Origin of the sequence: Micromonospora sp. NPDC050276 (assembly GCF_044459545.1) — a bacterium.
GTDB lineage: Bacteria > Actinomycetota > Actinomycetes > Mycobacteriales > Micromonosporaceae > Micromonospora.
This window is the reverse complement of sequence record NZ_JBITJA010000006.1, coordinates 202,156-220,021: the sequence shown is the minus strand read 5'-3', so window position 1 is coordinate 220,021 and position 17,866 is coordinate 202,156. Positions and strand designations below refer to the sequence as shown.

Annotated in this window: 22 protein-coding genes; 8 read left to right on the top strand and 14 right to left on the bottom strand. The window is 71.9% G+C overall.

Annotated features, from left to right (window positions below; all coding sequences use genetic code 11):
* Positions 1-80: 80 nt before the first annotated feature.
* The 3 genes from ACIBF8_RS15065 to ACIBF8_RS15055 all read right to left on the bottom strand — a co-directional run bounded on the left by ACIBF8_RS15065 (position 81) and on the right by ACIBF8_RS15055 (position 3,179).
* Positions 81-1,001 (bottom strand): hydroxymethylglutaryl-CoA lyase, encoded by a 921-nt coding sequence (locus ACIBF8_RS15065; RefSeq protein WP_396783396.1) that lies wholly within the window; start codon positions 999-1,001, stop codon positions 81-83.
* Between the two features lie 139 nt (positions 1,002-1,140).
* Complete coding sequence (locus ACIBF8_RS15060) at positions 1,141-2,508, bottom strand: acetyl/propionyl/methylcrotonyl-CoA carboxylase subunit alpha (protein ID WP_396783395.1); 1,368 nt, start codon at positions 2,506-2,508, stop codon at positions 1,141-1,143.
* Positions 2,509-2,579: 71 nt separating this feature from the next.
* Entirely contained in the window at positions 2,580-3,179 is a 600-nt protein-coding gene (locus tag ACIBF8_RS15055) for a TetR/AcrR family transcriptional regulator (RefSeq protein ID WP_030331931.1), read from the bottom strand.
* Positions 3,180-3,285: 106 nt separating this feature from the next.
* On the opposite strand from ACIBF8_RS15055, the gene ACIBF8_RS15050 reads away from it, so the two are divergent.
* Positions 3,286-4,509: an MFS transporter gene (locus ACIBF8_RS15050; RefSeq protein WP_396783393.1), complete on the top strand. Its 1,224-nt coding sequence runs from the start codon at positions 3,286-3,288 to the stop codon at positions 4,507-4,509.
* Here the strand turns inward: ACIBF8_RS15050 and ACIBF8_RS15045 are convergent.
* A complete protein-coding gene (locus ACIBF8_RS15045; RefSeq protein WP_396783391.1) occupies positions 4,506-5,663 on the bottom strand; it encodes an FAD-dependent oxidoreductase in 1,158 nt (385 codons plus the stop codon). The two genes, ACIBF8_RS15050 and ACIBF8_RS15045, sit on opposite strands and share 4 nt — an antisense overlap.
* A gap of 106 nt (positions 5,664-5,769) precedes the next feature.
* Between ACIBF8_RS15045 and ACIBF8_RS15040 the strand changes: the two genes are divergently transcribed.
* The 3 genes from ACIBF8_RS15040 to ACIBF8_RS15030 all read left to right on the top strand — a co-directional run bounded on the left by ACIBF8_RS15040 (position 5,770) and on the right by ACIBF8_RS15030 (position 8,160).
* Positions 5,770-6,351 (top strand): TetR family transcriptional regulator, encoded by a 582-nt coding sequence (locus ACIBF8_RS15040; protein ID WP_396783389.1) that lies wholly within the window; start codon positions 5,770-5,772, stop codon positions 6,349-6,351.
* A 70-nt stretch (positions 6,352-6,421) separates the two neighbouring features.
* Entirely contained in the window at positions 6,422-6,970 is a 549-nt protein-coding gene (locus tag ACIBF8_RS15035; RefSeq protein ID WP_396783387.1) for a SigE family RNA polymerase sigma factor, read from the top strand.
* Positions 6,967-8,160 (top strand): hypothetical protein, encoded by a 1,194-nt coding sequence (locus ACIBF8_RS15030; protein WP_396783386.1) that lies wholly within the window; start codon positions 6,967-6,969, stop codon positions 8,158-8,160. Before ACIBF8_RS15035 ends, ACIBF8_RS15030 begins: the two co-directional genes overlap by 4 nt.
* A 134-nt stretch (positions 8,161-8,294) precedes the next feature.
* Here ACIBF8_RS15030 and ACIBF8_RS15025 read toward each other — a convergent pair whose 3' ends face one another.
* From ACIBF8_RS15025 to ACIBF8_RS15010, 4 genes are all read right to left on the bottom strand, one after another.
* Positions 8,295-9,197 carry a sulfurtransferase gene (locus ACIBF8_RS15025; RefSeq protein ID WP_396783385.1) on the bottom strand — a complete coding sequence of 301 codons (903 nt, stop codon included), beginning with the start codon at positions 9,195-9,197 and terminating at the stop codon, positions 8,295-8,297.
* A gap of 96 nt (positions 9,198-9,293) precedes the next feature.
* Positions 9,294-9,440, bottom strand: coding sequence for a hypothetical protein (locus tag ACIBF8_RS15020; RefSeq protein WP_396783384.1), 147 nt, complete (start codon positions 9,438-9,440; stop codon positions 9,294-9,296).
* A gap of 52 nt (positions 9,441-9,492) precedes the next feature.
* Positions 9,493-9,939: a hypothetical protein gene (locus ACIBF8_RS15015; protein WP_396783382.1), complete on the bottom strand. Its 447-nt coding sequence runs from the start codon at positions 9,937-9,939 to the stop codon at positions 9,493-9,495.
* Positions 9,940-9,941: 2 nt separating this feature from the next.
* Positions 9,942-10,709, bottom strand: a complete 768-nt coding sequence (locus ACIBF8_RS15010) for an SGNH/GDSL hydrolase family protein (protein ID WP_396783380.1) — start codon at positions 10,707-10,709, stop codon at positions 9,942-9,944.
* A gap of 158 nt (positions 10,710-10,867) precedes the next feature.
* Here ACIBF8_RS15010 and ACIBF8_RS15005 point away from each other — a divergent pair, with 158 nt between their 5' ends.
* The 4 genes from ACIBF8_RS15005 to ACIBF8_RS14990 are packed head-to-tail and all read left to right on the top strand — an operon-like array spanning position 10,868 to position 14,241.
* Positions 10,868-12,637 carry a proline--tRNA ligase gene (locus tag ACIBF8_RS15005; protein WP_396783379.1) on the top strand — a complete coding sequence of 590 codons (1,770 nt, stop codon included), beginning with the start codon at positions 10,868-10,870 and terminating at the stop codon, positions 12,635-12,637.
* 57 nt (positions 12,638-12,694) lie between these two features.
* On the top strand, positions 12,695-13,120 hold the full coding sequence (locus ACIBF8_RS15000) for a CBS domain-containing protein (RefSeq protein ID WP_396783377.1): 426 nt from the start codon (positions 12,695-12,697) through the stop codon (positions 13,118-13,120).
* A gap of 36 nt (positions 13,121-13,156) precedes the next feature.
* On the top strand, positions 13,157-13,585 hold the full coding sequence (locus ACIBF8_RS14995) for a SufE family protein (protein ID WP_396783376.1): 429 nt from the start codon (positions 13,157-13,159) through the stop codon (positions 13,583-13,585).
* Between the two features lie 20 nt (positions 13,586-13,605).
* Positions 13,606-14,241, top strand: coding sequence for a DsbA family protein (locus ACIBF8_RS14990; RefSeq protein WP_396783375.1), 636 nt, complete (start codon positions 13,606-13,608; stop codon positions 14,239-14,241).
* A 70-nt stretch (positions 14,242-14,311) separates the two neighbouring features.
* Here ACIBF8_RS14990 and ACIBF8_RS14985 read toward each other — a convergent pair whose 3' ends face one another.
* The 6 genes from ACIBF8_RS14985 to ACIBF8_RS14960 form a co-directional block, all read right to left on the bottom strand.
* Positions 14,312-14,860: a YbaK/EbsC family protein gene (locus ACIBF8_RS14985; RefSeq protein WP_396783761.1), complete on the bottom strand. Its 549-nt coding sequence runs from the start codon at positions 14,858-14,860 to the stop codon at positions 14,312-14,314.
* A 95-nt stretch (positions 14,861-14,955) separates the two neighbouring features.
* A complete protein-coding gene (locus tag ACIBF8_RS14980) occupies positions 14,956-15,150 on the bottom strand; it encodes a hypothetical protein (protein ID WP_030331904.1) in 195 nt (64 codons plus the stop codon).
* Positions 15,151-15,187: 37 nt separating this feature from the next.
* Entirely contained in the window at positions 15,188-15,418 is a 231-nt protein-coding gene (locus ACIBF8_RS14975) for a hypothetical protein (protein ID WP_396783374.1), read from the bottom strand.
* A gap of 28 nt (positions 15,419-15,446) precedes the next feature.
* Complete coding sequence (locus ACIBF8_RS14970; protein ID WP_396783372.1) at positions 15,447-16,100, bottom strand: GAP family protein; 654 nt, start codon at positions 16,098-16,100, stop codon at positions 15,447-15,449.
* A gap of 51 nt (positions 16,101-16,151) precedes the next feature.
* On the bottom strand, positions 16,152-17,540 hold the full coding sequence (locus ACIBF8_RS14965) for an MFS transporter (protein WP_396783371.1): 1,389 nt from the start codon (positions 17,538-17,540) through the stop codon (positions 16,152-16,154).
* Between the two features lie 59 nt (positions 17,541-17,599).
* A complete protein-coding gene (locus ACIBF8_RS14960; RefSeq protein ID WP_396783370.1) occupies positions 17,600-17,860 on the bottom strand; it encodes a hypothetical protein in 261 nt (86 codons plus the stop codon).
* Positions 17,861-17,866 lie beyond the last annotated feature (6 nt).

Genomic DNA, 17,866 nt, shown 5'->3' with positions numbered 1-17,866 from the left:
GAACGATCGTTAGGCTAGCGCATCGGCACGACTGTCGGCGACCTACGAGCGAAGCAGACCGTGGCCCCTTCGTCGCGTCCTCAGCTCGGCAGCGGCGTCAGCCGGGTACGCGGGCCCGCCCGCAACACACCCGACGGCAGCTTCTTGCCGAGCAACTCCTCGGCCAACTCGGCAGCCTCGATGAGAGCCGCCAGGTCGATGCCGGTGTCGATGCCCATGTCGTGCAGCATGTGCACGGCCTCCTCGGTGGCCAGGTTGCCGCTCGCCCCCGGTGCGTACGGGCAGCCGCCCAGGCCACCGACGCTGGCGTCGAACTCGGTCACCCCCAACTCCAGGGCGGTCAACAGGTTGGCCAACGCCGTACCCCGGGTGTTGTGGAAATGCAGCAGGACCGGCACGTGCGCGTTGCGGTCGCGTACCGCGGTCAGCAACTCCCGGACCCGCCGTGGGGTGCCCATGCCGGTGGTGTCGCCGAACGCGACCCGGTCGGCACCGTCGCGGACGACCCGGTCCACGATGCCGGCCACCCGCTGCGGGTCGATGTCCCCCTCGTAGGGGCAGCCGAAGCTGGTCGCCACGATCACTTCGACCCGCGCCGAGGCGCCGTGCAGCAGGTCGATCAGCTCGGCGATGTCGTCCAGCGACTCGTCGGTGGATCGGTTGACGTTGCGCCGGTTGTGCGTGTCGCTGGCCGAGACCACCACCTCGATCTCGGTGAACCCGGCGGCGAGGGCCCGCTGGGCACCCCGGGTGTTCGGCACCAACGCGGAGTACCGCACCCCGTCGGCCCGCACCGCCCGCTGCCACACCTCGTCGGCGTCGGCCATCTGCGGGATCGCCTTGGGGTGCACGAACGACACCGCCTCGATCCGGCGTACACCGGTGCCGGAGAGGGCGTCGAGCAGCCGCACCTTGGCGTCGGTCGGGATCGGGTCCTCGTTCTGCAACCCGTCCCGCGGCCCAACCTCACGGATGGAGACGAAACTCGGCAGGTCCGCCATAAGGGGTCACCTCACTGTGACGAAAGCAGTGCTAGGGGGTCCTCCCAGCATGCCACCCCCGCTGTTGATCAAGGGGTTTGCGTCATCCGCAGCCGGAATCCTGACGCAAACCTCTTGATCACCAAGGGCAGGGGTGAGGTCAGCGCATGCGGGAGACGATGCCGGTGTCGTACGCGCCGGAGCGGAACTCCTCGTTCTCCAGCAGCTCGGCGAAGAACGGCAGGTTGTTCTTCGGGCCCTCGATCTGGAAGGCGGCCACCGCCTCCTTCGCCCGCTCCAGCACCTCGGCGCGGGTGTCGCCACTGATGATCAGCTTGGCCAGCAGGCTGTCGTAGAACGGCGTGACCGTGTTGCCCTCGGTGTAGCCGGAGTCCACCCGGACCCCCTCGCCGGTCGGCTCCACCCACGTCCTGATCACACCGGGTCCGGGCAGGAAGCGCTTCGGGTCCTCCGCGTTGATCCGCATCTCGATGGCGTGCCCGCTCGGCGTCAACGCGTCCGGGTCGAACGTCGGCGCCAGCCCGGACGCCACCCGCAACTGCTCCTCGACCAGGTCGATCCCGTAGACGTACTCGGTCACCGGGTGCTCCACCTGCAACCGGGTGTTCATCTCCAGGAAGAAGAAGTCTTCGGAGCCGGGACTGTCGCCCTCGGAGTCCCGCTGACGCGGGACCAGCAGGCACTCCACCGTGCCCGCGTTGCGGTAACCCACAGCCTCGCCGGCGCGCACCGCCGCGGCCAGGAAACGCTGCCGCAGCTCTGGCGAGACCGCCGGCGACGGAGACTCCTCGACCAGTTTCTGGTTGCGCCGCTGCACCGAGCACTCCCGCTCGCCGAGTGCCACCACCCGGCCGTCGGCCAGGCCGAGGATCTGCACCTCGACGTGCCGCACCCGGGGGAAGTACCGCTCGATCAACACCGAACCGTCGCCGAACATCCGCTCGGCGAACGCGCGTACCTTGTCGTACTCGGTGCGCAGCGCGGCCTCGTCGACGGCCACGCCCATGCCCATGCCCCCACCGCCGGCGGCGGCCTTGACCATCACCGGATAGCCGATCTCGGTGGCGGCCGTCACCGCCGCGTCCAGGTCGGCGGCCGGGTCGGTGGTGCCGGGCGCGACCGGAACACCGGCCGCCGCCATCAGGTTCCGGGCGTTGATCTTGTCGCCCATCGCGGTGATCGCGTCCGCGTCGGGTCCGACCCAGATCAGGCCGCTCGCCTCGACGGTACGGGCGAACTCGGCGTTCTCCGACAGGAAGCCGTACCCGGGGTGGATGGCCTGCGCGCCGGTGGACTTGGCGGCGGCGAGGATCGCCTCGGTGTTGCGGTAGCTCAACGCCGGGTTCGGTGGGCCGATGAGGACGGCCTCGTCCGCTTCGGCGACGAACGGCAGGTCGGCGTCGGCCTCCGAGTGCACCGCGATCGTGCGGATCCCGAGCCGCCTGGCGGTACGGATGATCCGGCGGGCGATCTCGCCCCGATTGGCGACCAGCAGTGACTCGATCATGTTTCCTCCCGGCGTCCGGATGGTGGGACGATGTCAGGGAATCATGACCGGCACGCTTCTGACGAGTCGGCTCAGGCGAGCAGCGCCGCCAGGGTCGCGCCGCGCAGCAGCTCGGCCCGACGTCGCCGGTCGACCTCACCTCCGAGGAACGGGGTCGAGTTCATCAGGCCGAACGCGGCATGCGCGAGCACCCGTGCCTCACCGTCGGGCATGCCCGGGTGCAGCGCGGTCAGTACGGTCACCCATTCCTCGACGTAGAGCCGTTGCAGGCGACGGATCCGCCGTCGCGGCTCCTCGGGCAGGCGATCCAGCTCGTGCAGGTGCAATGCGATCACCGCAGGGTTGGCCAGCGCGAACTCGACGTGGAAGTCGATCAGTGACTCCAGCACGCCACGCGGGTCGTCCGAGCGCCCGGCGGCGCGTTCCCGCCCGCCGGCCAGCAACCCCTCACTCACCGGGATCAACGCGGCGGCCAGCATCGCCTCCTTGCCGGCAAAGTGGTGGTAGAGCGCTGGGCCGGTGACCCCGGCCGCCGCGCCGATGTCGTCCATCGACACGCCGTGGTAGCCGCGCGCCGCGAACAGACCTACCGCGATCTCCAGGATCTCGTCCTTGCGGGACCTGCGCCGGCCCGCACCCGCCGCACCCCGTGCCTGCTGCTCCACCGTCACCGGGCAAGCGTAGACCGCGAGCTGCCTGCGCTGGAGCGGTGGCTAACGTCGTTCCGCACAGTGGCGGCTTGACCCTCGAGCCGGTTGAACCGGCACGGTCACCGGCATGACCGCCACCCCTCTCGGCCGGGACTTCCGGCTGCTCTGGTCCGCTGCCGTCTCGTCGCGGTTCGGAGACGCGCTGCGTACGCCGGCACTGGTCCTGCTGGCCGCGACCGTGACCCGCGATCCCCGGATCATCGCGGCGGTCACCGTAGTGGGTCAGTTACCGCCGTTGCTCCTCGGACTGCTCGGCGGCGTGTACGCCGACCGCTGGGACCGTCGCCGGACGATGGCGCTGGTCGACGGGGTACGTGCCGCCGTGGTCGCGGCCCTGGCCGTGGTCGTCGCGCTCGACCGGATCAGCGTTCTGGTGCTGCTGGTGGCGGCCTTCCTGCTCGCCGCGTTGGGCACTCTCTTCGACTCCGCATCGTTCGCGCTGCTTCCCGCGCTGGTGCCACCGGACGCGCTGCCCCGGGCGAACGGTCGACTCCAGGCGGGTTCCGCGGTGGCCGGCGGTTTCCTCGGGGCACCCGCCGCGGGTGTCCTCTTCGCCGCCGCCCCGGCCCTCCCGTTCGCGATCGACGCCGTCACCTTCGCCACGGCCGCCCTGCTCGTGCTGGCCCTCTCCCCGGCACCCCGCACGAGCGTGGAAAGCCGGCGCGGCTCGGTGTGGAGCGAGATCGTCGAGGGACTGCGCTGGCTGCGGGCGCACCGGACCCTGTGGCGGATCACTCTGCTCACCGCCGCGAGCAACCTGGCGATCAGCGGAATCCTGGCGGTGCTGGTGCTCTACGCGCTGGACGTACTGCGGGTGCCGCCGGCCGGGTACGGGTTGTTCGCGGCCGCCGCGATCGTCGGGGGCGTGGTGGGGGCTCTCGGGGCGGGGCGGCTCGCCGCCTGGCTCGGCACGGTGCCGGCGCTGCGCGCGGTACTGGCCGTGCAGACCGTGGCGCTGACCGGCTTCGCGTTGGCCCGGCACCCGGTGCCGGGCGGGTTCGCGTTGGCCGTCTTCGCCGCCGGCACGGTGGTGTGGAACAGCCTGTGGGCGTCGTACGGGCAGCGGCAGGTGCCGAGCGAGTTGCTGGGCCGGGTCGGCGCGGCCCAGCGGATGGTCGGCCTGGTCACCGCACCGCTCGGGGCGGTGCTCGCCGGGCTGGCCGCCGCGGCGTGGGGCACGGTGCCCGTGGCGGGTGCGGCGGCGGGGACGTTCGCGCTGGTCACCTTCGCCGCGTGGCGGACGCTGCGGCCGGTCGCGCCCGGTGCGCCGAGCCACAGCGGTGCGGGCTAACCGGGCGTTCGCTCACGGTGGGACAGCCCGGACAGGCGCAGCGCGATCCGCCGACGGGCCGGTGGGACGGCACCAAGCAGCCGGAGCAGCACGTCGCGGGCCGGCCGCCGGGCCGGGGAGACGCCCGCCAACCTGGTCAGTCCGGCGGCGAAACTCAGCACGTCCTCGGCCATCGGCCGCTGCCGGGCGGTGTAGTCGTCGAGCAGCGTCTCCGGGCCGCCGTCGAGCACGTCCGCCACGGCGGTGCCAACCGCGACCGCGTCGCAGATGCCGAGGTTCATGCCCTGCCCACCGGCCGGGCTGTGCACGTGCCCGGCGTCGCCGGCCAACAGCACCGGCCCGGCTCGGAACGTGTCGGCGAGCCGGTGGTGCACCCGGAACCGGGAGCCCCAGAGCACCTCAGTCACCCGATCGGGTCGTCGCGCCGGGCCGCGCTCGTCGAGCAGTGCCTGCAGGTAGGCGGCGTCCGGTTCGGCCGGGGCGGTCTCCACGGCGGCGACCAATCGCACCACCCCGCCGGGGAGCGGTGCCCAGACCAGCGGCCCGGAGCGGGCCAGGAAGAGCGCCGCCTCGTCGCGGGGCAGCTCGCTGCGCACCCGTACGTCGGCGAGGACGAAGGACTCCTCGTCGCTGCCGCCGGTGAAGCCGATGCCGGCCAACTCGCGGACCGTGCTGTGCAGGCCGTCCGCGCCGACCACGAACCGGGCGCGCAGTGTCTCGCCGTCGACCTGCGCGAGCATGCCGTCACCGGCGCGGCTGAGCCCGGTGAGCCGGCACGGCCGTCGCACCTGAACGCCGAGGTCGGCCAACTTCGCGGCAAGCACAGCCTCGGTGACCGCCTGGGAGACCAACAGCGCGTAGGGGAAGCGGGACGGCAACTCGTGAAACGGCACCGACAGCAGCACCCGGTCCCGGTCGCGCACGGTGAAGCGCGGCGTCCGCACCGCCTGGGCGATCAGCGGCGCCGCAGCGCCGATCCGGTCCAGCACCTCCAGGGTGTACGCGTGCACGACGGCGGCGCGGGAGGTCGTCGGCGGCGCGGCCAACCGGTCCAGCACGGTCACCGCGACCCCGCGGCGGGCCAACGTCAACGCGGCGGCGAGACCGGTGGGGCCGGCACCCACCACCAGGACGTCGGTGCTCGTGGGCAGCATGTCCACCTCCAGACGACCGTTGCCAACATCTGTTGGCAAACACTTGTTGGCAACGTTAGGTGGAGGCTGATTGCGTGTCAACAAGCGTTGGCATACGGTCGTTGACATGACTGAAACCGACCGCCCGGCCGGAAGCCGCCGTTCGGACGCCACCAGAGCGGCGATCCTGCGCGCGGCCCGGGAACGGTTCGCGGCGGACGGCTACGAGCGCGCCACGATCCGGGCGATCGCCGCCGACGCCCAGATCGACCCGTCGATGGTCATGCGCTACTACGGCAGCAAGGAAGGGCTCTTCGCGGCGGCGGCCGAGTTCGACCTACGCCTGCCCGACCTGACCTCGGTGCCGCCAGCGCGTCTCGGTGAGGTGCTGGTCCGGCACTTCCTCTCCCGCTGGGAGGGCGACGAGACCCTGGTGGCGCTGCTGCGGGCCGCCAGCACCAATCCCGGCGCGGCCGAGCGGATGCGCGGCATCTTCGCCGACCAGCTCACGGCGGCCGTGGCCACGTTCGGCGCCGACCCGGCGATGACCTCCCGACGAGCCGGCCTGGTGGCCAGTCAGATCCTCGGCCTCGCCTTCACCCGATACATCGTTCGCCTGCCGCCCATGGTGGACACCACGCCGGAGGAACTGGTCTCCTGGATCGCGCCGACCCTGCAGCGCTATCTGACCGGAACACCACCGAGCTGACCCAACCTTTTGCCACCTCCCGTGCGTCTGCCAGGTGACGCGCACGCCACGACGGCCGGTAGGGGGGCGGATGGCGCCGACGAGGGACGACGGACGCGACGGCTACCTCGCCTTCGTGGAGAACCACCAACACCGGCTGCTCCGCGCCGCCTACCTGATCTGCGGCAACCGGCACCAGGCCGAAGACCTTCTCCAGGACGCGCTGCTCAAGCTGGCGCTGCGGTGGAACTCGGTCCGGAACGGCGACCCCTCCGCGTACGTGCGGGCCATCCTCTACCGCGACTCGGTGTCGTGGTGGCGTCGCCGGCGGCGGGAGTGGCTCAGCGCCGCGCCGCCGGAGCAGGTGGCCCACGACCGGGACGGCGCGCTACGACTGACGCTGCACGACGCGCTCGGCCTGCTGCCACCACGACAGCGGGCCGTGCTGGTGTTGCGCTACTACGAGGACCTGACCGAGGTCGCCACCGCCGAGGCGCTCGGGGTGACCGTCGGCACCGTGAAGAGCCAGTGCCACGCGGCGCTGCGCCGACTCCGCGAGGTCGCCCCGGACCTCGCCCACGACACTCGGCCGAGCCCGGGCTCGGCCGACCTGGCCAGCGGCCTGGAGGTGAACCCGTGAACGAGCAGGACCTGCGCCGACTGCTGACCGTCAGCGTCGAGGACGTGCTGCCCAGCCAGCCGGCCACCGCCGGATGGGAGCGGGCTCGACGAACCCGGCGGACCCGGCGGACCGTCGGAGTGCTCGCCCTGGCCGTGGCACTGGTCGGCGGTGGCACGGTGGCGGCCCTCCGACCGCCCGCCGACCCGCCGCCGGTCCCGCCGGTCGGTCCCACGGTGACCCCGACCGTCGATCCCACCCACGCGGGTCCGGTGCAGCGACCCCCCACCGAGCTGACCTTCCCGCCCGATCCGTTGGCCCGGCTCGGGGAGCCGGACACCGTGCCGCTCTCCGAGCGACCGGTCCAGCGGGCCCTGGCGCTGTTCCAGCCGCTGGACGAGGAGGCAAACGAGGACGGCCCGATCCGGGTGCTCGGCAACGACGGCGTGGTACGCAGTCTCGACGTGGTGACACCGGCGCCGACCCGGGACGCGGGCGGCAACGAGGCGGCCGCGCTGAAGCCGGGGGTGCTGTCGCCGGACGGCCGGTCGGCCGCGTTCGCGCAGACCAAAGAGCTGATCATGGTCGACCTCACCACCGCGGCCGTCCGCCGGATACCCCTCGACGGCTACCTGGAACAGGTGGTGTGGGCGCACGACCGGGTGCTGGTCGGGGGCGACGACCGGACGTACGCGGTGGACCGGGTCACCGGGGCGGTCAGCACGATCGACGTGTCGACCTGGGAGTTGATCGCTCCCGACCCGGCCGCCGGCCGCGAGGCCCCGCTGCTCGACATGTACGGCGAGCGGGCCAGCCTGAAGCTGCGCAGTCGGACCGCCCGGGAAGGCGAACTCCGCTCCGAACAGCCGGTCAACGCCTCGGCGCTGCCGTCGCCGTACCAGGTCAACGAGTTCTACGGCCGAGGCTGGCTGCACGGCGAGCGGCTGGCCCGGGCGGCCTGGATCACCAGCAGCGAGATCGACGGCGCCGAGGGGGCGGCCGTGCTGGACGCGCGGACCGGCGCCGTGCTCCACCTGCTCGACCTGGGCAGGGATCGCGCCAAGGGCTGCTGCGAGGTGCTGGGCTGGGACAACAGGGGCGCGGTGCTACTCCGACTGGAGCCGGCCGCCCTGGCCCGCTGGCACCCGGAGACCGGCGAGATCACCGGCATCGTTCGTGACCTGCGCGGCGTGATCGCACTCGCGGGTTGACCACCGCGCGAGCGGCGTCGTCTCGAACGCGATCGACTCGGGTTCCATTGATATCGCGGTGTCCCCGCGAGGGGGACAGCCCGACATCAGGAAACCCGAGTCGATCGCACCACGAGCGACCGGTGGCCTGGCGCTCAGGCGGCGAGGCCGCCGGGCTGGTCGCCCTTGACCACGGGTGCCCGGACCAGGTTGCCCCACTCGGTCCACGAGCCGTCGTAGTTGCGCACCTGCGGGTAGCCCAGCAGGTGACGCAGCACGAACCAGGTGTGGCTGGACCGCTCGCCGATCCGGCAGTACGCGATCACGTCGTCGTCGGGGCTCAGCCCGAGCTGGTCGGCGTAGATCGCCTTCAACTCGTCGGCGGACCTGAACGTGCCGTCCTCGTTCGCGGCGGACTTCCACGGCTTGCTGACCGCGCCCGGGATGTGCCCGCCGCGCAGTGCACCCTCCTGCGGGTAGTCCGGCATGTGCAGCATCTCGCCGGTGTACTCACCCGGCGACCGGACGTCGACCAGTGGCCGGCCGGCGGCGACGTGCGCCATGACCTGCTCACGGAAGGCCCGCAGCGGCGCGTCGTCACGCAGTGGCACCGGATAGTCGGCGCGCGGTCGAGCCGGCTTGTCGCGGGTCACCTCGCGCCCCTCGGCGATCCACTTCTGCCGGCCACCATCGAGCAGTCGCACGTCGGCGTGGCCGAAGAGCGAGAAGACCCAGAGGGCGTACGCGGCCCACCAGTTGAAGTTGTCGCCGTAGAAGACGACCGTGTCGCCCCGGCCGATGCCCTTCGCGGCGCACAGTTCGGCGAAGCTCTTGGCGTCCAGGTAGTCCCGGGTCACCTGGTCGTTCAGCTCCAGGTGCCAGTCGACCTTGACGGCACCGGGGATGTGACCGGATTCGTAGAGCAGCACGTCCTCGTCGGACTCGACGACGACGAGGCCCTCGTCGCCCAGATGCTCGGCCAGCCACTCGGTGGTGACCAGCCGCTGCGGGTCCGCGTACGACTGGAGGCGGGGATCGGGATCACTCGGCACAGACATGATCCCCAAGGTACGCCGGATCGCCGCCCGCGACCGCTGTAACGGGACCGGCCCACCACCCGCACGGGATGGTGGGCCGGTCGACGCGCTGGGCCGTTACGGCGCGGGGGTGTCGTTCACCACGAAGGTGTACGCCCGTTCCGGGGACACCGTCCCGTCCACGAGGACGGTACGGGCGGTCAGGGTGTGCGTACCAGCCTGCTCCGGGGTCCGGCAGCGGATGCTATCGGGGCGGGCGGACATCGGGCGGCCCCGATTCGATCGGCACGCTCCGAAGTGGAGGGGTATGCCCCGGTCAGGCGCGGCGGTGGACGATCCGACCGGCGACCACGGTCACCAGACAGGTGCCGTCGACGCCGTGCACCGCGAGGTCGGCCCGCCCGCCCGGACGTAGCGTCGGCGCCACGGCGGTGGCCAGCACCAGCAGGTCGCTCCGCTCGGCAGCGGCCCGCAGCGCCGGGTCGGCCAGGTGTTCCGCCAGCACCGCCGTCACCCCGGTGCGCAGCAGCGCGTGCACCCGCTCGCGCGGGGTCGGCGCGGGCGGCAGCGGACGGTCGTGCAGCAGACCCGGCCCCAACGTGCCGGGCCAGCGGCGAACCCGTGCGCCCGGGTACGCCGAACTCAACTCGACCAGCGGGCCGACGGCATCGAGGCGGTCACCAGTGACCAGCACGGCGTGCGCCGGGACCGGCTCGCCGTCTCCGTCGCGGCGCAGCAGTGCCGCGGTGTGCAGGGTGAGCACGCTCAGTCGACGAGCGGTCCGAGTTGCGGACGCTTCGCCGTCACCGTGTCGCCGGACGACCGACCGGTCAACCGTCGCTTCACCCAGGGGGCGAGGTGCTGACCGGCCCAACGCAGGTCGGCGGCTCGAGCGGCCAGCCACGGCGACGGCGCCGGATGCGGCGGGACCATCAACCACTCCTCGTCGCAACCGACCCCGAGGGCGTTCAACACCTGCCCGGCGACCCGCCGGTGCCCGGCCGGGGAGAGGTGCAACCGGTCGGTGCTCCAGAGCATCGGGTTGAGGAACGTTTCGTCGGCGTACAGGTCGACCATGATCGCGCCGTGCCGCGCGGCGGTCTCACCGACCGCCTGGTTGAGCAGCTGCACCCGGGGAGCGACGAGTCGCTGACCGGGCAGTCGGGCCATCACGTCCGCGAATCGGAACAGGAGCACGTCCGCGCCGCCCGAGCGCAGTTGCCGGACCACCTCGTCGAAGCGGGCGACCAGCGTGTCCGGGTCGAAGGTGCGGCGCAGCACGTCGTTGCCACCGGCCGCGAAGCTGATCAGATCCGGCTTCATCGCCACTGCGGAGGGCACCTGCTCGGCTACCACGCTGGGAAAGAGCCGGCCCCGGATGGCCAGGTTGGCGTACCGGAATTCAGGCCCCGCCTCGGCGGCGAGCCGGGTCGCCACCAGGTCGGCCCAGCCCCGGTAGGTGCCGTCCGGGTAGGCGTCGTCCATGCCCTCGGTGAAGCTGTCCCCGACCGCGACAAAACTGCGCCAGCGCACCCGCGCCTCCTTACGCCATTCGTTGCCTGCGGCGACCAGTCTGTCACCGGGGGCCTGGCCGGTACCGCCCCGAACAGCGGACGTGGCGGAGGTCATGAGGCCAGCCCTGCGACGAATAGGCTCGCCCGGCCGGTCGGCGCAGCTCTACGCTTCGCCCCATGCTGCTACGCATGTCGACCCTGTTGCTGCGGACCCTGCGCGAGGATCCGGCCGACGCGGAGGTGCCGAGCCACCGGCTGCTGCTGCGCGCCGGCTACCTCCGTCGTGCCGCGCCGGGCGGCTACACGTGGCTGCCGCTGGGCAAGCTGGTGCTGGATCGGATCACCGAGGTGGTGCGCGCCGAACTGCTCGCGATCGGCGACCAGGAGGTGCACTTCCCGGCGCTGCTGCCGGCCGATCCCTACCGCACGAGTGGTCGGTGGGACGAGTACGGCGACGACATCTTCACCCTCACCGACCGGCGCGGTGCCGAGCACCTGTTGGCGCCCACCCACGAGGAGATGGCGGCGCTGCTGGTCAAGGACCTGTTCACCTCGTACCGGGACTTCCCGGTGACGCTGTTCCAGGTGCAGACCAAGTTCCGCGACGAGGCACGGCCACGTGCCGGGCTGCTGCGCGGCCGGGAGTTCCTGATGAAGGACGCGTACTCCTTCGACCTGGACGAGGCGGGTCTGCGGGACGCGTACGCCCGGCACCGCGCCGCGTACCAGCGAATCTTCGACCGGCTGGGCCTGGACCACACGGTGGTGCACGCCATGTCCGGTGCGATGGGCGGCTCCGCGTCGGAGGAGTTCCTGGCCGCGACACCGGTCGGTGAGGACACCTTCGTGGGCTGCACCGCCTGCGACTACGCGGCGAACACCGAGGCCGTGGTCACCCGGGCGCCCGCTGCCGGCGACCCCGACGCTCAGCGCGCCGCCGAGGTGCACGACACCCCGGAGACCCCGACGATCGCCAGCCTGGTGGAGCTGGCCAATGCCCGCCGGCTGGGTGGCCGGGACACCTGGACGGCCGCCGACACGCTGAAGAACGTCGTGCTGACCGTCCGCCAACCGGGTGCCGAGCGGGCCGAACCCCTGGTGATCGGGCTGCCCGGTGACCGGGAGGTCGACCTGAAGCGGGTCGCCGCCGCGCTGGAGCCGGCCCAGGTGGCCGTCTTCGACGAGTGGGCCGATCAGCCGGAGCTGGTACGCGGTTACCTCGGCCCCCAGGTGCTCGACAAACTGGGCATCCGTTACCTGGTCGATCCTCGGGTGGTGACCGGGTCAGCCTGGCTGACCGGGGCGAACGAGCCGGGCCGGCACGCGACCGACGTGGTCTGCGGACGGGACTTCACCCCCGACGGCACGATCGAGGCGGCCGAGGTGCGCGCCGGTGATCCCTGCCCCGACTGCTCGGCGGGTGAGCTGACCATCCGGCGGGGCATCGAGATCGGGCACATCTTCCAGCTCGGTCGCCGGTACACCGACGCGTTCGCGGTCGACGTGCTCGGCCCGGCCGGTAAGCCGGTGCGGCCCACCATGGGCTGCTACGGCATCGGGATCTCCCGAGCGGTCGCGGCCATCGCCGAGCAGCACCACGACGATCGGGGGCTGGCCTGGCCGGCGGCGATCGCGCCGTGTGACGTACACCTGGTGGTTGCGGGCAAGGGCCCGCAGCTCGACGCGGCGCTGGACCTCGGCGGGCGTCTCGTCGCCGCCGGCCTGCGGGTGCTGGTCGACGACCGCACGCACGTCTCGGCCGGGGTCAAGTTCACCGACGCCGAGCTGATCGGCATCCCCCGGGCCGTGGTGGTCGGCCGCCGACTCAGCGACGGGTACGTCGAGCTGCGCGAGCGGGCCGGCGATGGGCGGACCGAGGTGACGCTGGACGGTCTGGTCGATCGACTCGTCCACGAGGTACGCCAGGAACGTGCGAACCTGGTGTAGCTGTGACGTCCCGGGGTAGTGCAGTCGGATCGGGTGGATACGTCTTCGGAGGCTCTCATGACCGGTTACCGGGTCAGTGACGTGATGACCAAGCAGGTCGTGTACCTGCCGGCGGAGACCACCCTAGACGAGGCGGCCAGGGTGATGAAGGAGGCGGACATCGGTGATGTGGTGGTCACCGACGGCGCCAGCCTCGCTGGCATGCTCACCGACCGGGACATCGTGGTGCGGGCCGTGGCGGAGAACAGCTCACCGGCGGCCACCACCATCGGCTCGATCGTCACCCGCGAGGTCGTCATGATCGAGCAACACTGCACGGCGAGTGAGGCGGCGTCGCTCATGCGGGACCGGGGCATCCGACGCGTGCTGGTCTGTGACAGCGACCGCAAGCTGGTGGGGATCGTGTCGCTCGGCGACCTGGCCATGCAGCTCGATCCGACCAGCGCGCTCAGTGAGATCAGCGAGCAGTCGCCCACGGTGTGACCGAAGCCCCCCGCACGACGGCGGTAGCCTCGACGCATGGCTGACATGCCGGCCCGACTGGCCGAGATCGTCGACGAGTTCGCCGCCGCGCCGCGCGACCTGGTGCTGGAGATGCTCCTGGAGTACGCCGACGTCATCCCGGCGCTGCCGGAGGGTGCCGCGGAGCGCGAGGGCATGGAGCAGGTGCCCGAGTGCCAGACGGCGTTCTTCCTGCGCGCCCGGGTGACCCCGGAGGGCACCGTGGAGACGCTCTTCGACTGCCCGCCGGAGGCACCCACCACCCGGGCGTTCGCCGGGATCCTCGCCGAAGGGCTGGCGGGCGCGAGCGCCGAGGAGGTGCTGGCCGTGCCGGACGACCTCTACCAGCGGATGGGGTTGGCCCAGGCGATCAGCCCTCTTCGGGTACGCGGCGGCACCGCGATCCTGGGCCGGCTCAAGCGTCAGATCCGGGAACAACTCGACTGACCGCGAGGTTGCCACCGATCATGGAGATCGAGATCTACGCGGACGTCATCTGCCCGTGGTGCTACATCGGCAAGCGCCGCCTGGATGAGGCCCTCGCCAGCTACGAGGGCGAGGTTACGGTCCGCTACCGGCCATTCCAGCTCGACCCGTCGCCGGTGCCGGAGCCCCGCCCGCTGGTCGAGGCGCTGGGCGCGAAGTTCGGTGGTGCCGAGCGCGCCCGCCAGATGGTCGCCCACGTGACGCAGGTCGCGGCCGGCGACGGGCTGCGGCTGGACTACGACCGCGCGGTGATCGCCAACACCTTCGACGCCCACCGGCTGGTCTCCTGGGCCACCGACCAGGGCCGAGCGGCCGACATGGTGGAGGCGCTCTACCAGGCGCACTTCAACCACGGCGTCGATGTCGGGTCGCGGGAGGCGCTGGCGCGCCTGGCCGGGGAGATCGGCCTGGACGCGGACGAGGCGCGTCGGTTCCTCGACTCCGACGAGCGCGTCGCCGACGTCGCCGCCGACCTGGCCGCCGCTCGGGACCTGGGCATCACCAGCGTGCCGACCTTCGTTCTGGCCGGGAAGTACGCGGTCTCCGGCGCGCAGGAGACACAGACGTTGCTCGCCGCGCTCGCCGAGGTCGAGCAGCGCGAGGCCGCCGCGCGCTGAATCGCCAACCGCGGCACCCCATCGATGATCACGATGTTTCACGTGCAACGACATCGATGTCGGTGCCTGGTCAGGCCGGCTTGGCCAGCCCTTCCACCACCTGCGCGCCGGGCAGCGCGCCCAACGCCGGCCCCGGCAGCGCGATCTTGCTGTGCCGTACGCCGGAGCCGACGATCACGTGCGGGGTGGCGATGACCCGCGCGTCCACCAGGATCGGCCACTGCGCCGGCAGCCCGATCGGGGTGATGCCGCCATACTCCATGCCGGTCAACTCGACCGCGTCGGCCATCGGGGCGAAGCTCGCCTTGCGGACGTCCAACGCCCGGCGGGCAACCCCGTTCACGTCGGCCCGAGTGGTGGCCAGCACGATGCAGGCGGCGTAGCGGACCACGCCCTCGCGCTTGCCCGCCACCACGACACAGTTGGCCGACGCGTCCAGGCCCACCTCGTACGCCGCGCAGAACGCCGCGGTGTCGGCGAGATCGGCGTCGATCGGCGCGACCAGCACGTCGTTGACGTCCACCGGCGCGTCGGCCGGCCACTGCGCGATGGCCTCCGCGACCGGCGGGGCGAGCAGATCCAGGCGGGTGCGGGCCGGTTCGGTCTTCAGCGTTCCCATCACGGGTGCGATCCTCGCATCCGCGACGCCGAACCGCCCGGCGGCTCCCCGGCCACCCGACGACGCCACCGGCCCGGGCCGGATCGATCCGGTGCTCAACTGCCGGCGAGGAAAGCGTTGTCGCGCATGAAGGAGCGGTCGCGGGCGGCGGCCAACTCCTCTTCGCGCTGGGCCTTGGCCCGTTGCAGCTCCAGGTCCTCGAACGCGTGCCGGACACCCAGCCGGATCACGCCGTAGAGGAAGACGAAGCCGAAGACGTAGAGGATCACCGTAGTGACGACAGCGAACATGGCGTCACGGTAAGGCGAACGTGAACGGTTGTTGCTCTCATTTCCGGCCGGTTCCCCCGTACGTGTCGGCCAGATGGTCGGCCCAGGTGCGGACGCCCCGGGGCAGCGCCTCGGTGACCAGACCACCCGCCCGCAGCTCGCGACCGAGCCGGCCGGGTATCCGCACCGGCAGCAGCGGGCGGCGCGAGCCTCGGGCCGACCGCCACGCCCGGGCGGCCTCGTCGAAGCGGAGCACCTGCGGGCCACCGAACTCCTCGATGCCGCCCAACGGCCTCCCGTGACGGGCGTCCGGCGGCTCATCCCGAGCGAATCAGATCCAACAGGGTCAACAGTGCGAAAAAGGCGATCACGATCTCGTTGATGATCCAGGCGTGCCCCTCGGCCCACTCCCGCATCCGGGTCAGCACCCGCGCCGCCTTGCTCCCGAGCAGCAGCAACGCCAACAGGGGCAGCGCGAGCAGGAGCACGGTGAGCAGCACGAACGGCACCAGGTGCCACCACGGCAGGTCGTGTCGGGCCACACTCGCCCCGACGGTGGCCATGATCAGATCGTCGGTGGGTGTCACCACGAAGAGCAGCGCACCCAGCCGCAGCGCCTCCCGCGGACCGGCGTGCTCGATGCTCCCCAACCAGCGCGGCGGTCCCGAGCGGTTCCGCCGTACCCAGATCAACACCGCCAGGATCACCAGCAGGGCGAGCACCACCAGGTCGATGGCCGGACCACGATCGACCTTTCCGGCGACCGCGCTGGCGTCGGCGGCCAGTCCGCCCACCAACCGGGTCAACAACCAGGCCACCGTCGCCCCGGCGGTGACCACCAGCCCCGCGCCTGCCAGAAAGCCCAGCGATGCCGCCCGGGGCCGATCCGAGGAGGCGAGGAAGACCGCCACCACCAACTGCGTCCCGGCCACCATGACCACGGCGAGCGGCAGAATGGTCAGGAAGTTCATCGCCCGCCATCCTCCCGGCACAACCAGGTGGGACGCGGCCGAATCCACGGATCACCCACCCGGTCGGACACTCCCGCCCACCACGACCCGACCGGCCAACAACGCCCCCAGCAGCGCCAGCCCGGCGGCCACCACGAGGGTCGTGGTGTAACTGGCCGGGCCCGGCGCGCTCCCCGCCGCCAGCACGGCCCCGGTCAACGCCAGCACGGTCGCCGCGAAGAGGGAGTCGCTCAATTGCAACGACGAACTGTTGCGGCCCTGCTCACCCGGCGCGGACAACTCCAGGGTGAGCACCGACAACGACGGATAGAGCAGCCCCATGCCGAGACCGGCGAGGGCCCAACCGACCACCGCGACGGTCACCGGCAGTTCGGGCCGGACGGCCAGCGCCACCGTGACGGTGCCGACCGTGATGCAGCTCAGCCCGGCGCGCGGCAGGCTGGCCCGCGACGCCGGCACCGGGATCCGCCCCTGCAACCAGGAGCCCGCCGACCACGCCAACGCACCGACCGTGAGGACCAGCCCGGCCGCGGTCGGCGAGAGGCCACGCTCCCGGGAGAGCATCAACGGGATGACCACCTCGGCGCCGACGAAGGCCGCCGACGCCAGACCTCGCAGCCCGACGACGGTGGGCAACCCTCGCGCCGCCCGGAGGAATCCGACCGGCAGCAGACGCGGGGCACAGACCAGCAGGCCGACCACGGCCAGCGCGACCAGCACCAGGGCCGTCGCGCCGCGCTGCTGGCCCCCGATGTGCAGCAGCGCGGCGCTCACCGCCGCCCCGCACGCCCAACCGATCCGCGCCGCCGCACCGACCGGCGGGCTGGTCGCCACGGTTCGGGCCAGCGAACGCAGGCCGGGATGGATCAGCAGCACCGCCGGCACCGCCACCGCCGGCACCGCCAGGAAGACCCACCGCCAACCCAGGTACTGCACGATCAGGCCGGCAATCGCCGGCCCGACCAACGACGGTACGACCCACGCCGCCGCGAACGCCGCGAAGATCCGCCGGTGCAGTTCCTGCGGGTAGGCGTGCCCGACGATCACGTAGAGCGCCACCGAGAGCAGCCCGGAACCGAAACCCTGCACCACCCGCCCGACGACCAGCACGCTCATCACCGGGGCGGTCCCGGCGATCAGCAACCCGACCACGAACCAGGCGACGCCGTGCCACATCGGCCCACGAGGACCCCGGGCATCGCACCAGATGCCGGAGACCACCATGGCCAGCACCCCGGTTGCGAACGGGCCTCCGAACGCGATTCCGTACAGCGCCAACCCGTCCAGGCTGCGGGCGACGGTCGGCATCGCCGTACCGACCGCCAACGCCTCGAACGCGAGGAGTGAGATCAACGCGACGCTGCCCACCGTCATCGCGCGCAGCCGGGGTGCGAAAAGTCCGGGTGCGGTGGGTGGAGCGGTGACGGCTGTGCTCGGCATGGGCCGAGCATGCGACCTCAACCCTGATTCATGTCAAACGTCCGGTGACCCGGCTCTCGTCAGGCGTTCTCCAACGCCTCCCCGACACCGCGCACCAGACCGGAAAAATGTTGATCTGCCAGTAGGTGGCCGGCGGTGATCACCACAGCGATCGGCCACTCGATGACCTGCAGCGCGGCGAGCACCCCGAGCCCGGCGTAGTAGGCGACCTTGTCCGGGGGCGGCACCGCCACCTCACCCAACATCGGCAACTCGACCCGTCGGCTGTACATCTGGACGTTCTCCCGCGAACCGTTGAGATGTCGCGTCAGCATGCTCATGCCGGC